At 73.3% G+C, this 18,730-nt stretch carries 16 protein-coding genes; 10 read left to right on the forward strand and 6 right to left on the reverse strand.

The window, feature by feature from the left end:
* Positions 1-6: 6 nt before the first annotated feature.
* The 3 genes from Q3W68_RS07535 to Q3W68_RS07545 are packed head-to-tail and all read left to right on the forward strand — an operon-like array spanning position 7 to position 2,870.
* Entirely contained in the window at positions 7-966 is a 960-nt protein-coding gene (locus Q3W68_RS07535) for a hypothetical protein (protein WP_302904731.1), read from the forward strand.
* Positions 963-2,222, forward strand: a complete 1,260-nt coding sequence (locus tag Q3W68_RS07540; RefSeq protein ID WP_302904732.1) for an adenylosuccinate synthetase — start codon at positions 963-965, stop codon at positions 2,220-2,222. Before Q3W68_RS07535 ends, Q3W68_RS07540 begins: the two co-directional genes overlap by 4 nt.
* 24 nt (positions 2,223-2,246) lie before the next feature.
* Positions 2,247-2,870, forward strand: coding sequence for a DedA family protein (locus Q3W68_RS07545; RefSeq protein ID WP_302904733.1), 624 nt, complete (start codon positions 2,247-2,249; stop codon positions 2,868-2,870).
* Positions 2,871-2,915: 45 nt separating this feature from the next.
* Here Q3W68_RS07545 and Q3W68_RS07550 read toward each other — a convergent pair whose 3' ends face one another.
* Positions 2,916-3,554 (reverse strand): TetR/AcrR family transcriptional regulator, encoded by a 639-nt coding sequence (locus Q3W68_RS07550; protein ID WP_302904734.1) that lies wholly within the window; start codon positions 3,552-3,554, stop codon positions 2,916-2,918.
* Between the two features lie 79 nt (positions 3,555-3,633).
* Between Q3W68_RS07550 and Q3W68_RS07555 the strand changes: the two genes are divergently transcribed.
* The 4 genes from Q3W68_RS07555 to Q3W68_RS07570 all read left to right on the forward strand — a co-directional run bounded on the left by Q3W68_RS07555 (position 3,634) and on the right by Q3W68_RS07570 (position 8,624).
* A complete protein-coding gene (locus Q3W68_RS07555) occupies positions 3,634-4,086 on the forward strand; it encodes an SCP2 sterol-binding domain-containing protein (RefSeq protein WP_302904735.1) in 453 nt (150 codons plus the stop codon).
* Position 4,087: 1 nt separating this feature from the next.
* Positions 4,088-5,302: an acyl-CoA dehydrogenase family protein gene (locus Q3W68_RS07560; protein WP_302904736.1), complete on the forward strand. Its 1,215-nt coding sequence runs from the start codon at positions 4,088-4,090 to the stop codon at positions 5,300-5,302.
* A 167-nt stretch (positions 5,303-5,469) separates the two neighbouring features.
* Positions 5,470-7,035, forward strand: coding sequence for an AMP-binding protein (locus Q3W68_RS07565; protein ID WP_302904737.1), 1,566 nt, complete (start codon positions 5,470-5,472; stop codon positions 7,033-7,035).
* A gap of 77 nt (positions 7,036-7,112) precedes the next feature.
* Positions 7,113-8,624 (forward strand): N,N-dimethylformamidase beta subunit family domain-containing protein, encoded by a 1,512-nt coding sequence (locus Q3W68_RS07570; RefSeq protein WP_302904738.1) that lies wholly within the window; start codon positions 7,113-7,115, stop codon positions 8,622-8,624.
* On the opposite strand, the gene purD is transcribed toward Q3W68_RS07570, so the two are convergent.
* The 3 genes from purD to Q3W68_RS07585 all read right to left on the reverse strand — a co-directional run bounded on the left by purD (position 8,608) and on the right by Q3W68_RS07585 (position 12,384).
* The gene (gene purD / locus Q3W68_RS07575; RefSeq protein WP_302904740.1) at positions 8,608-9,855 is read right to left on the reverse strand and encodes a phosphoribosylamine--glycine ligase; all 1,248 of its coding nucleotides are present in this window, start codon (positions 9,853-9,855) and stop codon (positions 8,608-8,610) included. The genes Q3W68_RS07570 and purD overlap by 17 nt on opposite strands.
* A gap of 85 nt (positions 9,856-9,940) precedes the next feature.
* Positions 9,941-10,864, reverse strand: a complete 924-nt coding sequence (locus Q3W68_RS07580; protein WP_302904741.1) for a type IV toxin-antitoxin system AbiEi family antitoxin domain-containing protein — start codon at positions 10,862-10,864, stop codon at positions 9,941-9,943.
* 230 nt (positions 10,865-11,094) lie between these two features.
* A complete protein-coding gene (locus tag Q3W68_RS07585) occupies positions 11,095-12,384 on the reverse strand; it encodes an adenylosuccinate synthase (protein WP_120572356.1) in 1,290 nt (429 codons plus the stop codon).
* 121 nt (positions 12,385-12,505) lie between these two features.
* Here Q3W68_RS07585 and Q3W68_RS07590 point away from each other — a divergent pair, with 121 nt between their 5' ends.
* The gene (locus Q3W68_RS07590) at positions 12,506-13,504 is read left to right on the forward strand and encodes a diacylglycerol kinase family protein (RefSeq protein WP_302904742.1); all 999 of its coding nucleotides are present in this window, start codon (positions 12,506-12,508) and stop codon (positions 13,502-13,504) included.
* A gap of 74 nt (positions 13,505-13,578) precedes the next feature.
* On the forward strand, positions 13,579-15,594 hold the full coding sequence (locus tag Q3W68_RS07595; protein WP_302904743.1) for a chromosome partitioning protein: 2,016 nt from the start codon (positions 13,579-13,581) through the stop codon (positions 15,592-15,594).
* A gap of 48 nt (positions 15,595-15,642) precedes the next feature.
* On the opposite strand, the gene Q3W68_RS07600 is transcribed toward Q3W68_RS07595, so the two are convergent.
* Positions 15,643-16,071 (reverse strand): DUF3151 domain-containing protein, encoded by a 429-nt coding sequence (locus tag Q3W68_RS07600; protein WP_091414087.1) that lies wholly within the window; start codon positions 16,069-16,071, stop codon positions 15,643-15,645.
* Positions 16,072-16,333: 262 nt separating this feature from the next.
* On the opposite strand from Q3W68_RS07600, the gene Q3W68_RS07605 reads away from it, so the two are divergent.
* Positions 16,334-17,545 (forward strand): LOG family protein, encoded by a 1,212-nt coding sequence (locus Q3W68_RS07605; RefSeq protein WP_302904744.1) that lies wholly within the window; start codon positions 16,334-16,336, stop codon positions 17,543-17,545.
* 93 nt (positions 17,546-17,638) lie between these two features.
* Here Q3W68_RS07605 and fbaA read toward each other — a convergent pair whose 3' ends face one another.
* Positions 17,639-18,661, reverse strand: coding sequence for a class II fructose-bisphosphate aldolase (fbaA, locus tag Q3W68_RS07610; protein WP_281579368.1), 1,023 nt, complete (start codon positions 18,659-18,661; stop codon positions 17,639-17,641).
* Between the last annotated feature and the right edge of the window lie 69 nt (positions 18,662-18,730).

An 18,730-nucleotide genomic window follows, 5' to 3' on the forward strand; every position in this document is an offset into this window, starting at 1 on the left:
GCTGCCATGGGCAGTGGAATCTGGTCCACCGACGTGTACGACGCCGCCGACCGTTACCGGCGCCGCACCGGCAAGAGCGCGTTCTCGTACAGCGACAGCGGCGCCCGCAAGGTGCACCCGGCGCTCGACCCGCGCGACGCGCTGCGGGAGAGCCGCGACTCCGCCGAACACCCCCAGTCGACGCCGATCGCCGTGCTGTTCGACGTCACCGGCTCGATGGGGCACGTGCCCCGCGTGCTGCAGAGCAAGCTGCCGCAGCTGCTCGGCCTGCTGCTGCGCCAGGGGTACGCGAAGGACCCGCAGGTCATGTTCGGCGCGATCGGCGACGCCACCTGCGACCGGGTGCCGTTGCAGATCGGGCAGTTCGAGTCCGACAACCGGATGGACGACGACCTCGGCCGGATCGTGCTGGAGGGCGGCGGAGGCGGCCAGATGATGGAGTCGTACGAGCTGGCGCTCTACTTCGTGGCCCGGCACACCGCCACCGACAGCTGGGACAAGCGCGGCCGTCGCGGCTACCTGTTCATCATCGGCGACGAACTGGCGTACCCGGCGGTGAAGACCGCTGAGGTGACCCGGCTGATCGGCGACGACCTGCGCGAGGACGTGCCGGTCCGGCAGATCGTGGACGAGGTGACAGCGCGCTGGGACACCTACTACCTGCTGCCCGCCGGCAGCCACTACGCGGGCAACCGCAAGGTGCTGGACTTCTGGCGCGGCCTGCTCGGGCAGAACGCTGTCGAACTGGACGACCTGGACGCGGTCTGCGAGACGATCGCGCTCACCGTCGGCCTCGGCGAGCAGGCCATCGACCTCGACGCCGGGCTGCGCGACCTGGACCGGGCCGGCTCCACCGCCACCCGGACCGTGTCGAAGGCGCTGGCCCGGCTCGGCTCCGGACGGCGTGCGGTGGCGACGCTGCCGTTCAGCCCGGCCGACGGCGGAAGCGGGGTCACCCGGCTGTGAACCACGTGATGGTGGTCGACCTCGGCTACGGCGACGCCGGCAAGGGCACAGTGGTGGACCTGCTCTGCGCCACCCGGCAGGTCCACACGGTGATCCGGTTCAACGGGGGCGCGCAGGCGGCGCACAACGTCGTCCTGCGCGACGGGCGGCACCACACGTTCGCGCAGTTCGGCGCCGGGACGTTCCGTCCGGGCGTACGGACGCACCTGGCGCGGCACGTCGTGGTGGACCCGCTGGCGCTGGCCGCCGAGGCCGACCACCTCGCGTCGGTGGGCGTACCCGACGCGCTCGACCGTCTGACAGTGGACGGGGAGGCGCTGCTCGCCACCCCGTACCACCGGGCCGCGAACCGGGCCCGGGAGATCGCCCGGGGAGCCGACCGGCACGGCTCCTGCGGGCTCGGGGTGGGCGAGGCGGTCGCGTACGGCCTCGTCCACCCCGACGAGGCACCCCGGGTGGCGGACTGCCGCCGCCCGGCGGTGCTGCGCCGGCGGCTGACCGCGCTGCGCGACCGGCTCACCGCCGAACTGGGACCGCTGGACGCGCCGCCGGTGGAGGACTGCCTGCCCGCGTACGCGGCCTTCGCGCGCCGGGTGGCGATCGTCGACCGAAGCTGGCTCGCGGGTGCGCTGCGCGAGGGCACCTGCGTCTTCGAGGGCGCCCAGGGGGTGCTGCTGGACGAGTGGCACGGCTTCCACCCGTACACGACGTGGAGCACCACGACGTTCGCCAACGCCGAGACGCTGCTCGCCGAGGCGGGGATGGCCGGGACCGCGCAGCGGCTCGGCGTGCTGCGGACCACCACCACCCGGCACGGCCCCGGGCCACTGGTCACCGAGGACCCGGCGCTGCCGTTCACCGACCGGCACAACGGGACGAACCCCTGGCAGGGCCGGTTCCGGTTCGGGCACTTCGACGCGGTCGCCCACCGGTATGCGCTGGACGTGGCGGGCGGCGTGGACGGGGTGGCGCTCACCCACCTCGACCTGGCCGGTCCCGAGCTGCGGATCTGCCGCCGCTACGCGGACCTGGACCGGCTCGTACCGGGGCCGGCCGGTGACCTGGACCGGCAGGCGGCGCTCACGCAGCGGCTGCTGCGGGCCCGGCCGGTGCTGGACTCGGCGCCCGCCGACTGGGCGACGGCGGTCTCGGAGGCGCTCGGGGCGCCGGTGGTGCTCACGTCGCGCGGGCCTACGGCCGAGGAGAAGGAAGGGCCCCTTGTTAACGCCTTTTGTATGGGAAGGGCCCCTGCTTAACACCGCACCCCCGAGCATGGGTGCATGGGGGACGTGCTCGACCTGCTGCACCACACGGTGACGTCGCCGTGGGTGTACCTGCTGATCATCGCGGTCACCGCGATCGACGCGTTCTTCCCGGCGGTCCCCGGCGAGACGGTGGTGATCACGGCCGGCGTCTTCGCAGCGGGCGGCGAGCCGAACCTGGTGCTGGTGATCGTGACCGCCGCGTTCGGCGCGCTCCTCGGCGACCACATCTCGTACGCGATCGGGCGCGGCGGCGGCGCGCACCGGCTGGCCCGCTTCCCGGCGGACAGCAGGCGGCGGGCCAGCTCGGAGTGGGCCCGCCGGGCCGTCGACAGGCGCGGCGGGATGATCCTGACCACCGCCCGGTACGTCCCCGGCGGCCGGACCGCTGTCACGCTGACCATGGGCGCGGTCCGCTACCCGGCGCGAACGTTCCTTCTGTACGACGGCCTGGCGTGCACCACATGGGGGATCTACTGCGGGCTGCTCGGCTACTTCGGCGGCCTCGCGTTCGAGCACAACCCGCTGTCCGGGCTGCTCGCCGGCGTCGGTATCTCGCTGGCCGTCACCGGCCTGTTCGAGGCCGCCCGCTGGGGCCGCCGCAGGGCACGCGCCCGGGCCGCCGCTCGTCGCGACTGTTAACAAGGGGCCCTTGTACTACCGGAGGCGTTAAGAAGGGTCCCTTCCTTACACAGAAGGCGGGTGCCAGGCGGCGCCGCGCAGCAACTGGTCGGCGCCCAGCCAGGCCACGTTCATCATCCGGGTAGCGGTCTTCCCGGCGTCGGCCTCCGGGTGGTCGGCGAGCCAGTCGGCGAGCGACTCGCTGGCGCCGACGAGCGCGTACGCGACCACCTCCAGGTCGGTGGCGCCGACCTCGCGGCCGGAGGCGCGCAGCGCGTGGTCGAGCATCCCGGCGACCACCTCGACCAGCCGGCCGCGCATGGCGGCGAGTTCGGCGGCGAACGGCTGGGAGCCGCGGGCCTGCCGGTAGAGGACAGCCCAGCCGTCCCGGTGCGCGCCGACGAAGCCGAAGAACGCGCGCAGCCCGCGCCAGAGCCGCTCGTCGGCGGGCAGGTCGGGGGCGGCGGCGCCGGCGATCGCCTCCATCATCCGGGTGCTCTCCCGGTGCAGGCAGGCGATGAAGAGTTCCTCCTTGGTGCCGAGGTAGGCGTAGACCATCGGCTTGGAGATGCCGGCGTCGTCGGCGATCTCGTCCATGCTGGCGGCGTGGAAGCCGCGGCGGGAGAACACCTTCACCGCCGCGTCGAGCATCTGCTGCTCGCGTACGGCCCGGGGGAGGCGCTTGAAGGTCGGCGTGCTGGACACCCTTGCGAGCATACCTACCCGTGCGTAAGGTTACGCCAGAGTAACCAAAGTCGGCTCCGCCCGAGAGGTGCAATCCCCCATGACTGACTTCGACCCGGCCAACTTCGCGAACGTGGGCCCGAAGGAGTTCGCGCAGCTGGTCAAGACCACGCCGGACGCCAAGATCGCCGAGATCATGTCGGGCGAGGCGCGCGGCAAGATCCTCAGCGAGGTCTTCAACCGGATGCCCACGCTGTTCCGCGCCGACCGCGCCGGCTCCACCAACGCGGTCATCCACTGGAACATCACCGGCCGCCCGGACGGTGGCACCGACACCTACGAGATCGTCATCGAGAACGGCACCTGCACCGCCTCGGAGACCGCGACCCGCGACCCGAAGCTGAGCCTCACCATGGGCCCGGTCGAGTTCCTGAAGATCGTCTCCGGTGGCGCCAACCCGGTGATGATGTTCATGACCGGCAAGCTGAAGGCCAAGGGCGACCTTGGCCTGGCCGCCAACATCGCCAACCTGTTCGACATCCCCAAGGCCTGACATGGCCGAGTTCTCGCTAGACCTGAACGAGGAACAGCGGGACCTTCGCGACTGGGTGCACGGCTTCGCCGCCGAGGTCGTGCGCCCGGCCGCGGCCGAGTGGGACGCCCGGGAGGAGACCCCCTGGCCGATCATCCAGGAGGCCGCGAAGGTCGGTCTGTACGGGTTCGAGTTCCTCGCCACCTGCTGGGCCGACCCCACCGGCCTCTCCCTGCCGATCGCCAGCGAGGAACTCTTCTGGGGTGACGCCGGCATCGGCCTGAGCATCTTCGGTACCTCCCTCGCCGTCGCCGCGATCTACGGCGCCGGCACCCCCGACCAGCTCGTCGAGTGGGTGCCGCAGTGCTTCGGCGACGTCGACTCCCCGGCCGTCGCCGCGTTCTGCACGAGCGAACCGGAGGCCGGTTCCGACGTCGGCTCGATGCGTACCCGCGCCGTCTACGACGAGGCCACCGACGAGTGGGTGCTCAACGGGCAGAAGGCGTACGCCACCAACGGCGGCATCGCCGGGGTGCACGTGGTCACCGCCTCGATCGAGCCCGAGCTGGGCTCGCGCGGGCAGGCCGCCTTCGTCGTACCGCCTGGCACGCCCGGCCTGACCGCCACCCGCAAGCTGCGCAAGCTCGGGCTGCGGGCCTCGCACACCGCTGACGTCTTCCTCGACGACGTGCGGGTGCCGGGCCGCTGCCTGCTCGGCGGCAAGGACGCGCTCGACGAGCGGCTGGCCCGCGCCCGGTCCGGGCAGCGCGCCTCCGGCCAGGCGGCGATGCGGACGTTCGAGCTGTCCCGCCCGACGGTCGGCGCGCAGGCGCTCGGCGTGGCCCGCGCCGCATACGAGTACGCCCTGGACTACGCCAAGGAGCGGGTCCAGTTCGGACGGCCGATCATCGAGAATCAGGCGGTCGCGTTCGCGCTCGCCGACATGAAGATGGAGATCGACGCGGCTCGGCTGCTGGTCTGGCGCGCGTCCTGGATGGGCCGCAACAACCGGCCGTTCACCGCCGGCGAGGGCTCGATGTCCAAGCTCAAGGCCGGCGAGGTGGCCGTCGCGGTGACCGACAAGGCGGTCCAGCTCCTCGGCGGCGCCGGCTTCCTGCGCGACCACCCGGTCGAGCGGTGGTACCGCGACGCCAAGATCTACACCATCTTCGAGGGCACCTCCGAGATCCAGCGGCTGGTCATCTCCCGGGCCATCTCCGGGATGCAGATCCGCTGACCGCCGGCGGGCCGCGGCCCGACCCGTGACGACGCCTCGTGCCGTCGCGGGCCGGGCCGCCGCTCCCGGGCCGACCCGAACCGCGATCGGGCACAAGATCATGCCGAACCGGACGGCCGACCGTCCGGAGCCTGGTCGACGAACCACGAACGCGAAGGAGTTGCGCCTTGGACCTGCCGTTCATCGCCGCCACGCTGACCCGACGTGGACTGCTCACCCCGGGCGGACCGATCCGCGTGGTCTCCCAGCTCAACGCGCTGCGCCGGTGGGGTTGGAGCCTCGCCGGGGAGCTGCGCCAGGCCGCCGTCCGCGACCCCGGCCGCGTCGCCGTGGTCGACGAGCGCGGCGCCACCATGACGTACCAGGAACTGCTCGACCGCTCCGAACGGCTGGCCCGCTCGCTGCGGTCCCACCTCGGCGTGGAGACCGGCGACCGGGTGGGTGTGCTCTGCCGCAACCATCACGGCCTGATCGAGGCGATAGTCGCAGCGATGCTGCTCGGCGCCGACGCCGTCCTGGTCAACACCGGGCTGTCCGCCGCGCAACTGGTCACAGTGGCCGAGGAACAGGGCCTGCGCGTCCTGGTGCACGACGGCGAGTTCACCGAGCGCGTCCTCGGCCTCCCGGCCGAGCTGCACCGGGTCGACGAGCGGCGGCAGGAGGAGCTGATCGCCGCCGCGGTCCCCGGCGAGAAGCTCCAGCCCCCGGAACGCGACGGGCGCACCATAGTGCTGACCTCCGGCACCACCGGCGCGCCCAAGGGCGCCCGCCGGCCCACCCCGCACGGCTTCGGCCCGCTGGTGTCCATCATCGACCGCATCCCGCTGCACGCGAAGAACACCGTGATGATCGCCGCGCCGATCTTCCACACCTGGGGGTACGCCGCACTTCAGGTCTCGTTCGCGCTGCGTGCCACAGTCGTGCTGCACCGGCGCTTCGACCCGGCCGCCACGCTCGCCGCGCTCGTCGACCAGCGGTGCGACGCGATGTTCGCGGTACCGGTGATGCTGCAACGGCTGATGGAGGTGGCGCCGCCGCAGCCCCGGCCGCCGCTCAAGGTGGTGGCGGTCAGCGGATCCGCGCTGCCCGGCAACCTGGCCGTCGCCTTCATGGACCGCTACGGCGACGTCCTCTACAACCTGTACGGCTCGACCGAGGTCTCCTGGGCCTCCATCGCCGGCCCACGCGAACTGCGCGCCGCGCCCACCACCGCCGGCCGGCCGCCGCACGGCACCCGGTTGGCCATCCTGGACGAGAACGGCCGGCCGGTCCGGGACGGCGAGGTCGGGCGCATCTTCGTGGGCAACGAGATGCTGTTCGAGGGCTACACCTCGGGCGCGGGCCGGGAGAGCCGCGACGGTCTGCTGGACACCGGCGACCTGGGCCGGCTGAACGCCGACGGCCTTCTCTTCGTCGACGGCCGGGCCGACGACATGATCGTCTCGGGTGGCGAGAACGTCTTCCCGTCCGAGGTCGAGGATCTGATCGCCCGGCTGCCGCAGGTCCGCGAGGTCGCCGTGATCGGCGTACCGGACCCCGACTACGGCCAGCGGCTGGCCGCGTTCCTGGCGCTGCGCACCGGCGAGACGCTCGACCCGGAGGCGGTCCGCGAGTACGTCCGGCGCTACCTGGCCCGCTTCTCCGTGCCCCGCGACGTGGTGTTCGTCAAGTACCTGCCGCGCAACGCCACCGGCAAGGTGCTCAGCCGGGAGCTGCGCCGCTACTTCGACTGATCCACATCGGTCAGACAGCTCGGGCCTCCCGGTGCTACCGTCTCCCCCGATCGAACGGGGAGACGGGGTGTACCACAATGGACCGACTTCGGCGCCGTACCGCGCTCGGCCTCCTCGTCGGCGGCGCGTCCGCCGCCGCGCTCGGCCCGCTCGACCCGGTCTTCGGCGGCCAGCCCGGCGACTCACCCAACCGGTTGCCGAGCCCGCCGGTCTCGCCGGTCGAGCGGGAGAACCGCGCCGCCGGTGAGCCGTGGTGGCCGGAAGACGACGGCCGGGCCGCCGACGACAGGCGGCGCCAGATCCAGGGGTACGCCTCGACGACGAGCGTCGCCCCCGGCGAGGAGATCGAGTTCCACGTCGCGGTCAACCCGGCCGGACGGTTCCGGATCAGCGTGCACCGCCTCGGTTGGTACGGCGGCGCGGGTGCCCGCACCGTGCTGACCAGCCCCGAGCTGCGCGGCGTGCCGCAGCCGGTGCCGGTCGCCGACCCGGACACCGGCGTGCTCGACTGCCGGTGGCCGGTGTCCTGGCGCCTGTCCGTCCCGCGCGACTGGACCTCCGGCCTCTACCAGGCGGTCTTCACCTCGGCCGACGGCTGGCGGGCGTGCACGCCGTTCGTGGTGCGCGACGACTGGCGCCCGGCCGCGCTGTGCGTGGTGCTGCCGGTGACCACCTGGCAGGCGTACAACCAGTGGCCGCGCGACCGGCGGGTCGGCAAGAGCCTGTACGGCGGCTACCGGCCCGACGGGCGGCGCGACCCCGAGTTGCGGGCCCGCGCTGTCACGTTCGACCGTCCCTACTCCGGTGCCGGCCGGCCCTTCCACTCCGACCGCGACGAGGCCGCGATCCGGTGGCTGGAACGCAACCGGTACGACGTCAGCTACGCCACCAGCTTCGACCTGCACTCCGGCCGGCTCGATCCGGCCCGGTACCGGGGCCTGGTCTTCTGCGGGCACGACGAGTACTGGTCGGCCGAGATGCGCCGGGCCACCGAGGTCGGACTGGCCGGGGGCACCAGCCTCGCGTTCCTCGGCGCGAACAGCGTCTACTGGCACGCCCGAATCCACCCCGCCGCCGACGGCCGCCCCGAGCGGGTCGTCGAGTGCGCCAAGACCGACCCCCGCCGGGGTGCCGACGGCAGCGACCCGACGTTGACCTGGCGTAACCTCGACCAGCCGGAACAGGCGCTGCTCGGCGTGCAGTACAACGGCATCGTGCTGACCCCGCAGCCGCTCGTGGTGCGCACCGCCGACCACTGGGTGTGGGCCGGCACCGGCGTCGCCGACGGCGACCGCATCCCGGGGGTGATCGCGGGCGAGGCGGACGGGGTGCACGCCGCCCTCGCCCGGCCCGCCGGAAGCACGCTCAGCTCGTCGCCGTACCCGGCCCAGCAGGGCGGGCGGCGGGTCCAGAACAGCCACGTCTACGAGACGGCACGCGGCGCGGTGGTCTTCGCCAGCGGCACGCTCGGCTGGACCCTGGCACTGGACCGGCAGGGTCACCGTGACCCGCGCATCGAGCGGGCCACGGCGAACGTGCTCAACCGGATGGCCGGCCGGCGACCCGAAGCGGTCAGCCCGGGATCGTGATCCGGCCGTCCACAGCCGCCGCCGCGATGTCGGTGCGGTGGTGGGAACCGGCCAGCTCGACGTCGCGTACCAACTCGTAGGCGGCGTCGCGCGCGGCGGCCAGGTCCGGCCCGGTCGCCGTACCGCAGAGGACCCGGCCGCCGGCGGACCGCAACGTGCCGTCGGCGTCCCGGCGGGTGCCGGCGTGGATGATCCCGGCGCGGTCCGCGCCGGTGATCACGTCACCGGTACGCGGGCCCGCCGGGTAGCCCTCGGCCGCCACCACGACTGTGACCGCGGCGCCGTCGCGCCAGCGCAGCGGCGGGTGCGCGCCCAGCGTGCCGGTGGCGGCGGCGTGCAGCAGCCCGCCCAGCGGCGTCTCCAGCAGGGCGAGCACGACCTGCGTCTCCGGGTCGCCGAAGCGCGCGTTGAACTCGATCACCCGCGGGCCGGAGGGGGTGATCGCCAGGCCCACGTAGAGCAGGCCGGCGAACGGGGTGCCCCGGCGGCGCAGCTCCGCCAGCGTCGGGTGCACCACGTCGCGCATCACGTCGTCGACCAGGTTCGGCGGGGCCCACGGCAGCGGCGCGTACGCGCCCATCCCGCCGGTGTTCGGCCCGGTGTCGCCGTCGCCGGCCCGCTTGAAGTCCTGCGCCGGCAGCAGCGGCACCGCCGCCTCGCCGTCGGTGACCACGAACAGGGACACCTCGGGGCCGGACAGGTACTCCTCGATCACCACCCGGCCGCACTCCGCGGCGTGCCGCTCCGCGACCGCCCGGTCGTCGGTGACCACCACGCCCTTGCCGGCGGCGAGCCCGTCGTCCTTCACCACGTACGGCGCGCCGAACTCGTCCAGCGCACGCGCCACCGCCGCCGCGTCCTCGCAGGTGTACGCGCGGGCGGTCGGCACCGCCGCGGCGGTCATCACGTCCTTGGCGAACGTCTTGGAGCCCTCCAGCCGGGCCGCCTCCGCGCTCGGACCGAACACCGCGATGCCCTTGGCGCGTACCGCGTCGGCGACGCCCGCCACCAGCGGCGCCTCCGGCCCGATGACCACCAGGTCGGCAGCGACCTCGACGGCGAGGGCCGCCACTGCTGCCGGGTCGGTGGGTGTCACCTCCCGCAGCTCGGCCACCGCAGCGATTCCCGGATTGCCCGGAGCCGCCACGAGTGCCTCGACAGCCGGGTCGCCGGCCAGTCCGAGCGCGAGAGCGTGCTCCCGCCCACCACCACCCACAAGAAGTACGCGCACGACCGGCATCCTACTGACCACCCCACCCCGTCGATCAAGGAGTTTGCGTCTCAGATTGAGGGGGTCGGGTCCGCAAACTCCTTGATCACCGGCGCATCAGGGCGTGTTTTACCGTCTGGGGGATGTAATCGGGGCGCACCGTGTCGGACCAGGTGAAGCGGAGGATCCGCCAGCCCGCATTGACCAGGCGGTTCTGCCGGAAACGGTCCGCGTAGACAGCCTGGGGCGTCAGGTGCGGGGCCCGGCCGTCCGCCTCCGCGATCAGGCGCGCGCCCCGCCAGGCCAGATCCCCGATGCCGAGCAGGTAACCGTCCTCGTCCCGTACCGGCAGTTGCAGGACGTCCGGCGGCACGCCACCGTCGACGCAGCGGAGCCGGGCGCGGGTCTCCAGGGGCGACTGGGCTCGGCCGTCGGCCTCGGCCAGGTATCCCCGCGCGGCGACCGCCCCGCGGCGTCCGGTGAGGTACGCGAGCACCAGGGAGAGGTCGTCCTCGGCCAGGATCCCGTGGTTGAGCGCGGAGTCGAGAACGCACACCGCCGGGTAGCGCCGGGCGCGTAGCAACACGTCGGCGACGGTGCGCGCCGGTGTGGTGACCGGTACACCGCCGGCCCGGGACACGTCCGCGTCGGCGAGCGTCAACTGGTGCACCCTCAGGCCCGGCTCCGCTCGGCGCTGCACGTGCGGTCGATCCGGCGGCACCGAGACGTGGATCGCCGCCGTCGACGGAAGGCCGGCGATGCCGTGCAGTTCCGCGGCGGTACCCAGCACGGCGACCCCGCCCTGCCCGAGGCTCGCGATCGTGGCGCGGATCATGGCACGTCGCAGCGCTACCGGCGCCGGCCCGGCCGGGGACGGCAGGTAGCAACCGCGCGAGACGCGCGTCCATTGCCCGGACCGGACGAGGTACCGGATCTGTTCCCGGCCGAGGCCCAGTCGCAACGCCTGCCGCGCCGTCACGAACCCGCCCTGCGTTGCGGCCAGCCGCGTCAGCTCGTCGAATTCACCCACACGCGCAGGCTCCCCCGCGCCGCCCCGCAGCCGACACCCCTGTGGACAATCCTGTGGATAACCGCCCTCCCACAGCCCGTCCCGCCTCCACCCCGTGCCCGCCCGCCCCGACGCCCGCCCCGGCACCCACCCCGATGATCAAGGAGTTTGTGTCCGGATCCGACGCCAAACTGGACACAAACTCCTTGATCACCGGAGTGGGGCCCGGAGGGCCGGGGGGTCGGGAGGGGTTAGGGGAGGAGGGGGTGGCGGAGGACGTTTTCCTCTCGGCCCGGGCCCACGCCTACCACGCTCACCCGGGTGCCGGTCAGTTCCTCGATGCGGGCGATGTAGCGCCGGGCGTTCTCCGGGAGCTCGTCCTCGGTCCGCGCCTTGGTGATGTCCTCCCACCAGCCGTCGAGCTCTTCGTAGATCGGCGTGGCGTGGTGGAAGTCGGTCTGCGTCATCGGCATGTCGTCGAAGCGCTCGCCGTTGATCTCGTACCCGACGCAGATCGGCACCTTGGCCAGGCCGGTCAGCACGTCCAGCTTGGTGACGACCAGGTCGGTGACGCCGTTGAGCCGGCACGCGTACCGGGCCACCACCGCGTCGAACCAGCCGCAGCGGCGCTCCCGGCCGGTGGTGGTGCCGTACTCGTGGCCGACCTTGCGCAGGTGCTGCCCGTTGTCGTCGAACAGCTCGGTCGGGAACGGGCCGGAGCCCACCCGCGTCGTGTACGCCTTGCTCACCGCGATGACCTTGGTGATCGCGGTCGGCGGGATGCCCGCGCCCACGCACGCCCCACCGGCCGTCGGGTTCGACGAGGTGACGAACGGGTACGTGCCGTGGTCCATGTCGAGCATGGTGGCCTGGGCACCCTCCAGCAGCACCGTCTCGCCGCGGTCGAGCGCGTCCCAGAGCATCACCCGCGTCTCGGCGATGTACGGGCGCAGCCGCTCGGCGTACTGGAGGTACTCCTCGACGGTCTCCTCGACGTCGATCGCCTTACGGTTGTAGATCTTGAACAGCAGCTGGTTCTTCTCGCGGAGCGCCAGCTCCAGCTTCTTGCGCAGGATGCCCGGGTCGAGCAGGTCCTGCAGGCGGATGCCCATCCGGGCGACCTTGTCGCCGTACGCGGGGCCGATGCCCCGGCCGGTGGTGCCGATGCGGGAGCTGCCCAGGTAGCGCTCGACCACCCGGTCCAGTGCACGGTGGTGCGGCATGATCAGGTGCGCGTCGCCGGAGATGCGCAGGCGGGACACGTCCACGCCACGCTCGGCGAGCCCGTCGATCTCCTGCAGCAGCACCTTCGGGTCGACCACCACGCCGTTGCCGATCACGATCATCGCGCTCGGTGACAGCGCCCCGGACGGCATGAGGTGCAGCGCGTACTTCTGGCCGTCCGGCGTGATCACCGTGTGGCCTGCGTTGTTGCCGCCGGAGTAGCGCACGACGTAGTCGACCCGCTCACCCAGCAGGTCGGTAACCTTGCCCTTGCCCTCGTCGCCCCACTGGGCGCCGAGCAGCACGATCGCTGGCATCTTCTCGCCTCCAGAAGGCTCGGGTGCCAGGTGGCGACCGGTCAGCGAGCCCGGGGTGTCAGGCTAACAAGTAGTGACGGTGGGACCAGCAGGGGTTGGTCGGAAAGCGGGAGGCTCCTTCGTGTACGACGTGGTGCTGCTCACCCTCGGCTCGGAGCGGGACGCTCCCGGTGGTGGCTGCGGCAGCGGCGGCGCCTGCTGCGGCGGCGCGGACGACACCGGCGCCGAGACCGGCGAGGAGCGCTGCGAGACGCCGCGCGTACCGGTGCTGGCCTGTGCGGACGAGCTGACCGCCCGGGGTGCCCGGGTGACCACCGTGACCGCCCGGTCGGACTCCGAGATCGACGAGGTGCTGGCCCGCCTCGACGGCCCGCCGCGCGCCGACGGCCTCACCTGGCCGGATTCCGACGGCAAGACCCGGCTGATCGTCGCAACGGCGAGTGACGGTCAGTTGCGCGCCGTCCTGCGCCGGCTGGTCCGCCGGTACGCTCCGCCGCCGAGTCGCCGCCCCGCGGACCTGGCCGACAACCGTACGGTGCCCGACCTGCCCCCGGTCGGCGTACTCCCGCTCGATCCGGCCCGGTCCGGGACGGCGCGCGACCTGGCCGCGCAGCTCGGGCTGCCCCGGGATCCGGCGGGCGTGGCCGCCGCGGTGCTGGACGGCACCGCTCGGCGGCTGGACCTGCTGCGCAACGACGGCGGCTCGGTGACGCTCGACGGGGCGCTGCTCGGCGCCGCCGACGACGCCGGCCGGCCGCTGCACTGGCGGGCCCGGGTCGAGGTCGACGGCACGGTGCTCAGCGACGGCTCCGAGCCGATCACCGCGTGCGCGATCGGCAACGCGGGCGGGTACGGGCGCCTGGGCGAGGTGGACCTGCTGGGCGGCCCGGACCCGGCCGACGGCCGGGTGACTGTGGGCGTCGCCGTACCGGTGGTGACCCGGTCGGCGTTGGGCCGGAAGAAGGTCCGGCTGGAGGTACGCCGGGCGCGGGGCCGCGCGGTGGCGGTGGTGCCCCGCGACGAGAAGGTGCCCTTCCTCGACGACGGCGTCGAGGGTGAGCTGAGCCGCAAGCGCTCCTGGTGGACCGAGCCGGGCGCCTGGGCGGTCTGGACGGGCTGACCTCGGTCGATTCCCACCCGGCTCGCGGCGCTGGCCGGACCGCCTATCCTCGGCGGAAGGAATGGGGAGGAACCGTGGTGCACGAGAACGACGACCGGGCCCACGTACCGGGCCGACCGCAGGTGCCGCAGCGGGACGTCGAGCCGCTCTGGCCGCCGGAGGAGACCGACTCGGCGGCGGCGGCGATCCCGCCGTGGGCGTCGGTGCCCTGGCCACTCCCGCCGGCCGACGCCCCCACGCCGCCGGCGTCGGACGTCCCGGGACCACACGTGCCGGCGGTCGACCTGGACCTGCCGTTCACGCTCGACCAGGCGACGTCCGGCCCGGCACCGGCCCAGCCGGCCCCGGCGGCGCCCGGCTCACCGGCGGTGCCCGGTGCGCCGACGGCGCCTGGTGTACCGGCGACGGCCGGCTCGCCGGCCACGGCGCCCGTGAGCCCGCCTCCGCCCGCGTCGCAGGCGGCTCCCGCGCCGACGACAACGCCCGCCACCGGCACCACCGGCCCGGGTACCGCCGGCTCGGGTTCTGCCGGCGAGGCCGCTGGGAACGGACGGACCGCCTCGCCGTGGGCCCAGCCGCCGCAGCGGGCCGGGGCGGACTCCGCCGCCAGCCCGGAACCCGCCGACGGCACGGCTCCGCCGTCCGAGGCAGCGGGGGCCGACGGCACCGCCCCCGTGGCACCGCCCCCGCCGTCCGACGCCTTCCCCACCGACAGCACCGCCTCCGGCCGCGCGACCGTGGCACCGCCCCTGCCGTCCGACGCCTTCCCCACCGACGGCACCGCCGCAGGCCGGGCCGCTGTCGCCGGGACGCCGGCCCAGCCGTCGCCGGAAGCCGGCCCGGGACCGGCAGGGCCGGGCGCGCCCGAGCAGACGCCCCGCCTCGGGCCGTTTCCGCCGTCGCCGGGCGTGCCGGCGCAGCCGTCCCCCTACGGCAACGGCTACCCGCCGCCCGGCTACCAGGCGCAACCCGGTCAGCCCGGGTACCAGGAGCAACCCGGTCAGCCCGGCTGGTACCCGCCGCCGGGCTGGACGCCACAGACCGGCGTGCCACAGCCGGGCGCTCCGATGCCCCCGCAGGCGCCGGTGTCCGGCCCGGTGGCGCCCCCGCCGTCTCAGCCCGGAGTGCCCCACCCGGAGCAGGGCTGGACACCGCAGCAGGCGGTGCCCCCGACCGCCGAGGACTTCGCCCGCCGCCGCCAGGCCCGGCCGGTCGACCCGGTGGCCACCATGGGCGTACGCGCGGTGGTCAACAAGATCGGGCTGGTCCGGCTCGCGCCCGGTCGGCACGAGCAGGAGATGAGGCGCGACATCGAGATGGTCCGCCGCAACTTCGGCGGCCTGCGCCAGGTGACAGTGGTCAACCCGAAGGGCGGCGCCGGCAAGACGGTGGCGATCCTGCTGCTCGCCATGACGTTCGGCCAGAAACGCGGCGGATACGTGCTGGCCTGGGACAACAACGAGACCCAGGGCACGCTCGGCATGCGGGCACAGCAGGACTTCCACGCCCGTACGGTGCGGGACATGCTGCGCGACCTGGCCCAGTTCCAGGGGCCGCACGGCCGGGTGGGTGACCTGTCGCAGTACGTCCGCTCACAGGGCGAGGGCATGTTCGACGTGCTCGCCTCGGACGAGTCCGCGACCGGCGGCGAGATGCTCACCGCCGCCGCGTTCGCGGAGATCCGTGAAGTGGTCAGCCGGTTCTACAAGCTGATCTTCGTGGACACCGGGAACAACGTCCGGGCGCAGAACTGGCAGGCCGCGATGGACGCCACCGATCAGCTGGTGGTCACCATGTCGGCCCGTAACGACTCGGCCGAGACCGCCGCCCGGATGCTCGACCACCTGGAGCAGAGCGGCCGGCAGCGGCTGGTTAGGCAGGCGGTCACAGTGGTGTCGATGCCGCCGTCGCGCAAGGAGATCGACCTGCCGGCGATCCAGGCCCACTTCGCGGCGCGGACCCGGGCGGTGCTGCTGGCGCCGTACGAGCGGCTCATCGACACCGGCGAGCCGCTGCGGTACGGGCAGCTCTCCTCCGCCACCCGGGACGCCTGGCTGAAGATCGCCGCGTCGGTGGCGGAGGGGCTGTAGGACGGGCGCGACGGCCGGCCACCGGAGGGCCGGCCGTCGCGGCATTGGTCAGTCGCCGGACAGCGCGTCGCCGGCGGCCGGGTCGCAGTCGCGGAGGAACTGGGCGCACCGGGCCGCCTCGTCCGCCTCGCCGATCTCCCCCGCCGCGCGGGACAGCACGTAGAGGCAGCGGAGGAAGCCCCGGTTGGGCTTGTGCGACCAGGGCACCGGGCCGTGGCCCTTCCAGCCGCTGCGGCGCAGCTGGTCGAGGCCCCGGTGGTAGCCGGTGCGGGCGTACGCGTACGCCGTGACGACCTGATCCGCGGCGAGCGCGCGGCCGGCCAGCGCGGCCCAGGCCGCACTGTAGGTCGGGAAACGGGCCGCGACCTCGGCGTACGCCTCGTCGGTGCCCTGCTCGGCCGCCGCCGCCAGCGCGGCGTCGGCCTCCTCGTGGGTCGGGAGCAGGGTGGCCGGTGGCTCAGGCAACAGGTTCTGCATCGCCCCATTCAACCCGCTTCGCCCTCGGGTACGCGAGGGGCCTCGCCCGTACGGATGGCTGAACGGCTGAGGGTTTCGTCACGCCTGCGGTGGGAGCACACGTACCCGCGGCCCATGCCGCCGCCGTGGTTCTTGCACTACAAATACAGATCCGGAGCCTCCCCAGGACCCGGTTACGCAGGAGCCCGGCGGCGTGCCCGCCGGGCTCCTGTCGTTCCCGCCCCCGGTTTCGGCACTTGCCGTGCGGGGGCAGGATGACCTGGTGCCGACCCCACCACCCGCGGACGTCATCGAGCCGCACGCGCCCCACGTCAACGAGATCGAGACCCGCACCGCGTTCGAGCAGCGGCTTGCCGGGGGCACCCTGGCCGGTCTGACCGTGCAGGGTCTGCGCCTCGACCTCGACCCGGTACCCGACCTGCGCGACGTCGACGTCACCGGCACCCTCTTCGTGGGTTGCCGCTTCGCCGGCCGCGAGGTCGGCGCGGACCTGGTCCGCCGGGGCGCCAACGTGGTCCCGCCGTTCTCCGGGCTGCCCTACCCGACCCAGCCGTCGCACCTCTACACCGCCGACGAGCTGGCCGCCGGTTTCGCCGAGGGCGGGTTCGCCGGGATGTACGACACCCGGGTGTACGCGCACTTCCGGGCGCACGGCGGCGCGCTGCCTGACGTACGCGAGGCACTCGGGCAGCGACTGCACGACCACGGCGTCGACAACGCGCTGGCCGACGCCACCCGGTCCTGGCTGGCCGCGCACGGGCCGCAGTCGGTCGTCGGGGTGATGGGCGGGCACGCGGTGCCGCGCGGCAGCGTCGCGTACCGGATGGCCGCGGTGCTGGGCTGGGAGCTGGCGCGGGCCGACCGCCTCGTGGTGACCGGCGGCGGTCCGGGCGTGATGGAGGCGGCGAACCTCGGCGCGTTCCTCGCGGCCTGGCCGGCCGAGGAGCTGACCGCCGCGATCGACGTGCTCGCCGTCGCGCCGGACTTCACCGACCACGACCGGTACACGGCGGCGGCGCTGGCGGTGCGCAAGCGGTACGCGGACGGCCCGTCGCTGCCGTCGCCCCGCCCGTCGGCTCCCGGCACCGAGTGGGCCCGTTCCGGCGGACTCGCCATCCCCACCTGGCTGTACGGCCACGAGCCGGCGAACCTGTTCGCGGGCCGGATCGCGAAGTACTTCTCCAACGCCATCCGGGAGGACACGATCCTGCGGCTGGCCCGGGGCGGGATCGTGTTCGCGCCCGGCAAGGCCGGCACCGTGCAGGAGGTGTTCCAGGCGGCCACCAAGACGTTCTACGGCACCGACGGGGCGAGCGGGGCGTACGTCTTCCTGGACCGCACCTACTGGACCACCGAGCTGCCGGTGGAGTCGCTGCTGCGGCCGCTGTTCGCGGCGTCCCCGTTCGGCGACCTGTCGCACACGATCCACCTGACCGACGACGTGCGCGACGCCGTCCGGGTGCTGGTGCAGTGAAAGGAAGGGCCCCCTCTTAACGCCTGCGGTAGAGGAAGGGCCCCTTGTTAACGCGGCGCGTTAACAAGGGGCCCTTCCTCTACATGCGGGGTGTCACTTCATGGTGGTGCCGGTGGAGCGCAGGTGCTCGCAGGCCTCGACCACGCGGGCGGCCATGCCGGCCTCGGCGGCCTTGCCCCAGACGCGCGGGTCGTACATCTTCTTGTTGCCGACCTCGCCGTCGACCTTCAGCACGCCGTCGTAGTTGCGGAACATGTGGTCCGCGACCGGGCGGGTGAAGGTGTACTGGGTGTCGGTGTCGATGTTCATCTTCACCACGCCGTAGTCCAGCGCCTCCCGGATCTCCGACAGCAGCGAGCCGGAGCCGCCGTGGAAGACCAGGCTGAGCGGCTTGTCCTTGCCGTACTTGGCGCCGACCGCCACCTGGATGTCGTGCAGCACCGAGGGGCGCAGCTTGACGTTGCCCGGCTTGTAGACGCCGTGCACGTTGCCGAAGGTCAGCGCCGCCATGTAGCGGCCCTTCTCGCCCAGGCCGAGCGCGTCGACCATGGCCAGGCCGTCCTCGACGGTGGTGTAGAGCTTGTCGTTGATGGCGTTCTCGACGCCGTCCTCCTCGCCGCCGACGACGCCGACCTCGATCTCCAGGACGATCTTGCCCTTGGCGGCCTCGGCGAGCAGCTGCTCGGCGATCTCCAGGTTCTCCGCCACCGGCACGGCCGAGCCGTCCCACATGTGCGACTGGAACAGCGGCTCCTGGCCGGCCTTGACGCGCTCCTGCGAGATGGCCATCAGCGGCCGGACGAACTTGTCCAGCTTGTCCTTCGGGCAGTGGTCGGTGTGCAGCGCGATGTTCACCGGGTACTTCTTGGCGACCTCGTGCGCGTACGCGGCGAACGCCACCGCGCCGGTCACCATGTCCTTCACGGACGGGCCGGACAGGTACTCGGCGCCGCCGGTGGAGACCTGGATGATGCCGTCGCTCTCCGCGTCGGCGAAGCCCTTGAGCGCCGCGTTCAGCGTCTGCGAGGAGGTCACGTTGATCGCGGGGTACGCGTACCGGCCGGCCTTGGCCCGGTCCAGCATCTCCGCGTAAGCCTCGGGGGAAGCGATGGGCATGTCGAACGCTCCTTACTTACCGCTCTCGGCCGTGCAGGCCGCTGTCTTCCATGGGCGCGACCGTTCCGG

Source organism: Micromonospora sp. C28ISP2-4, assembly GCF_030519385.1.
Taxonomy (GTDB): domain Bacteria; phylum Actinomycetota; class Actinomycetes; order Mycobacteriales; family Micromonosporaceae; genus Micromonospora; species Micromonospora tulbaghiae.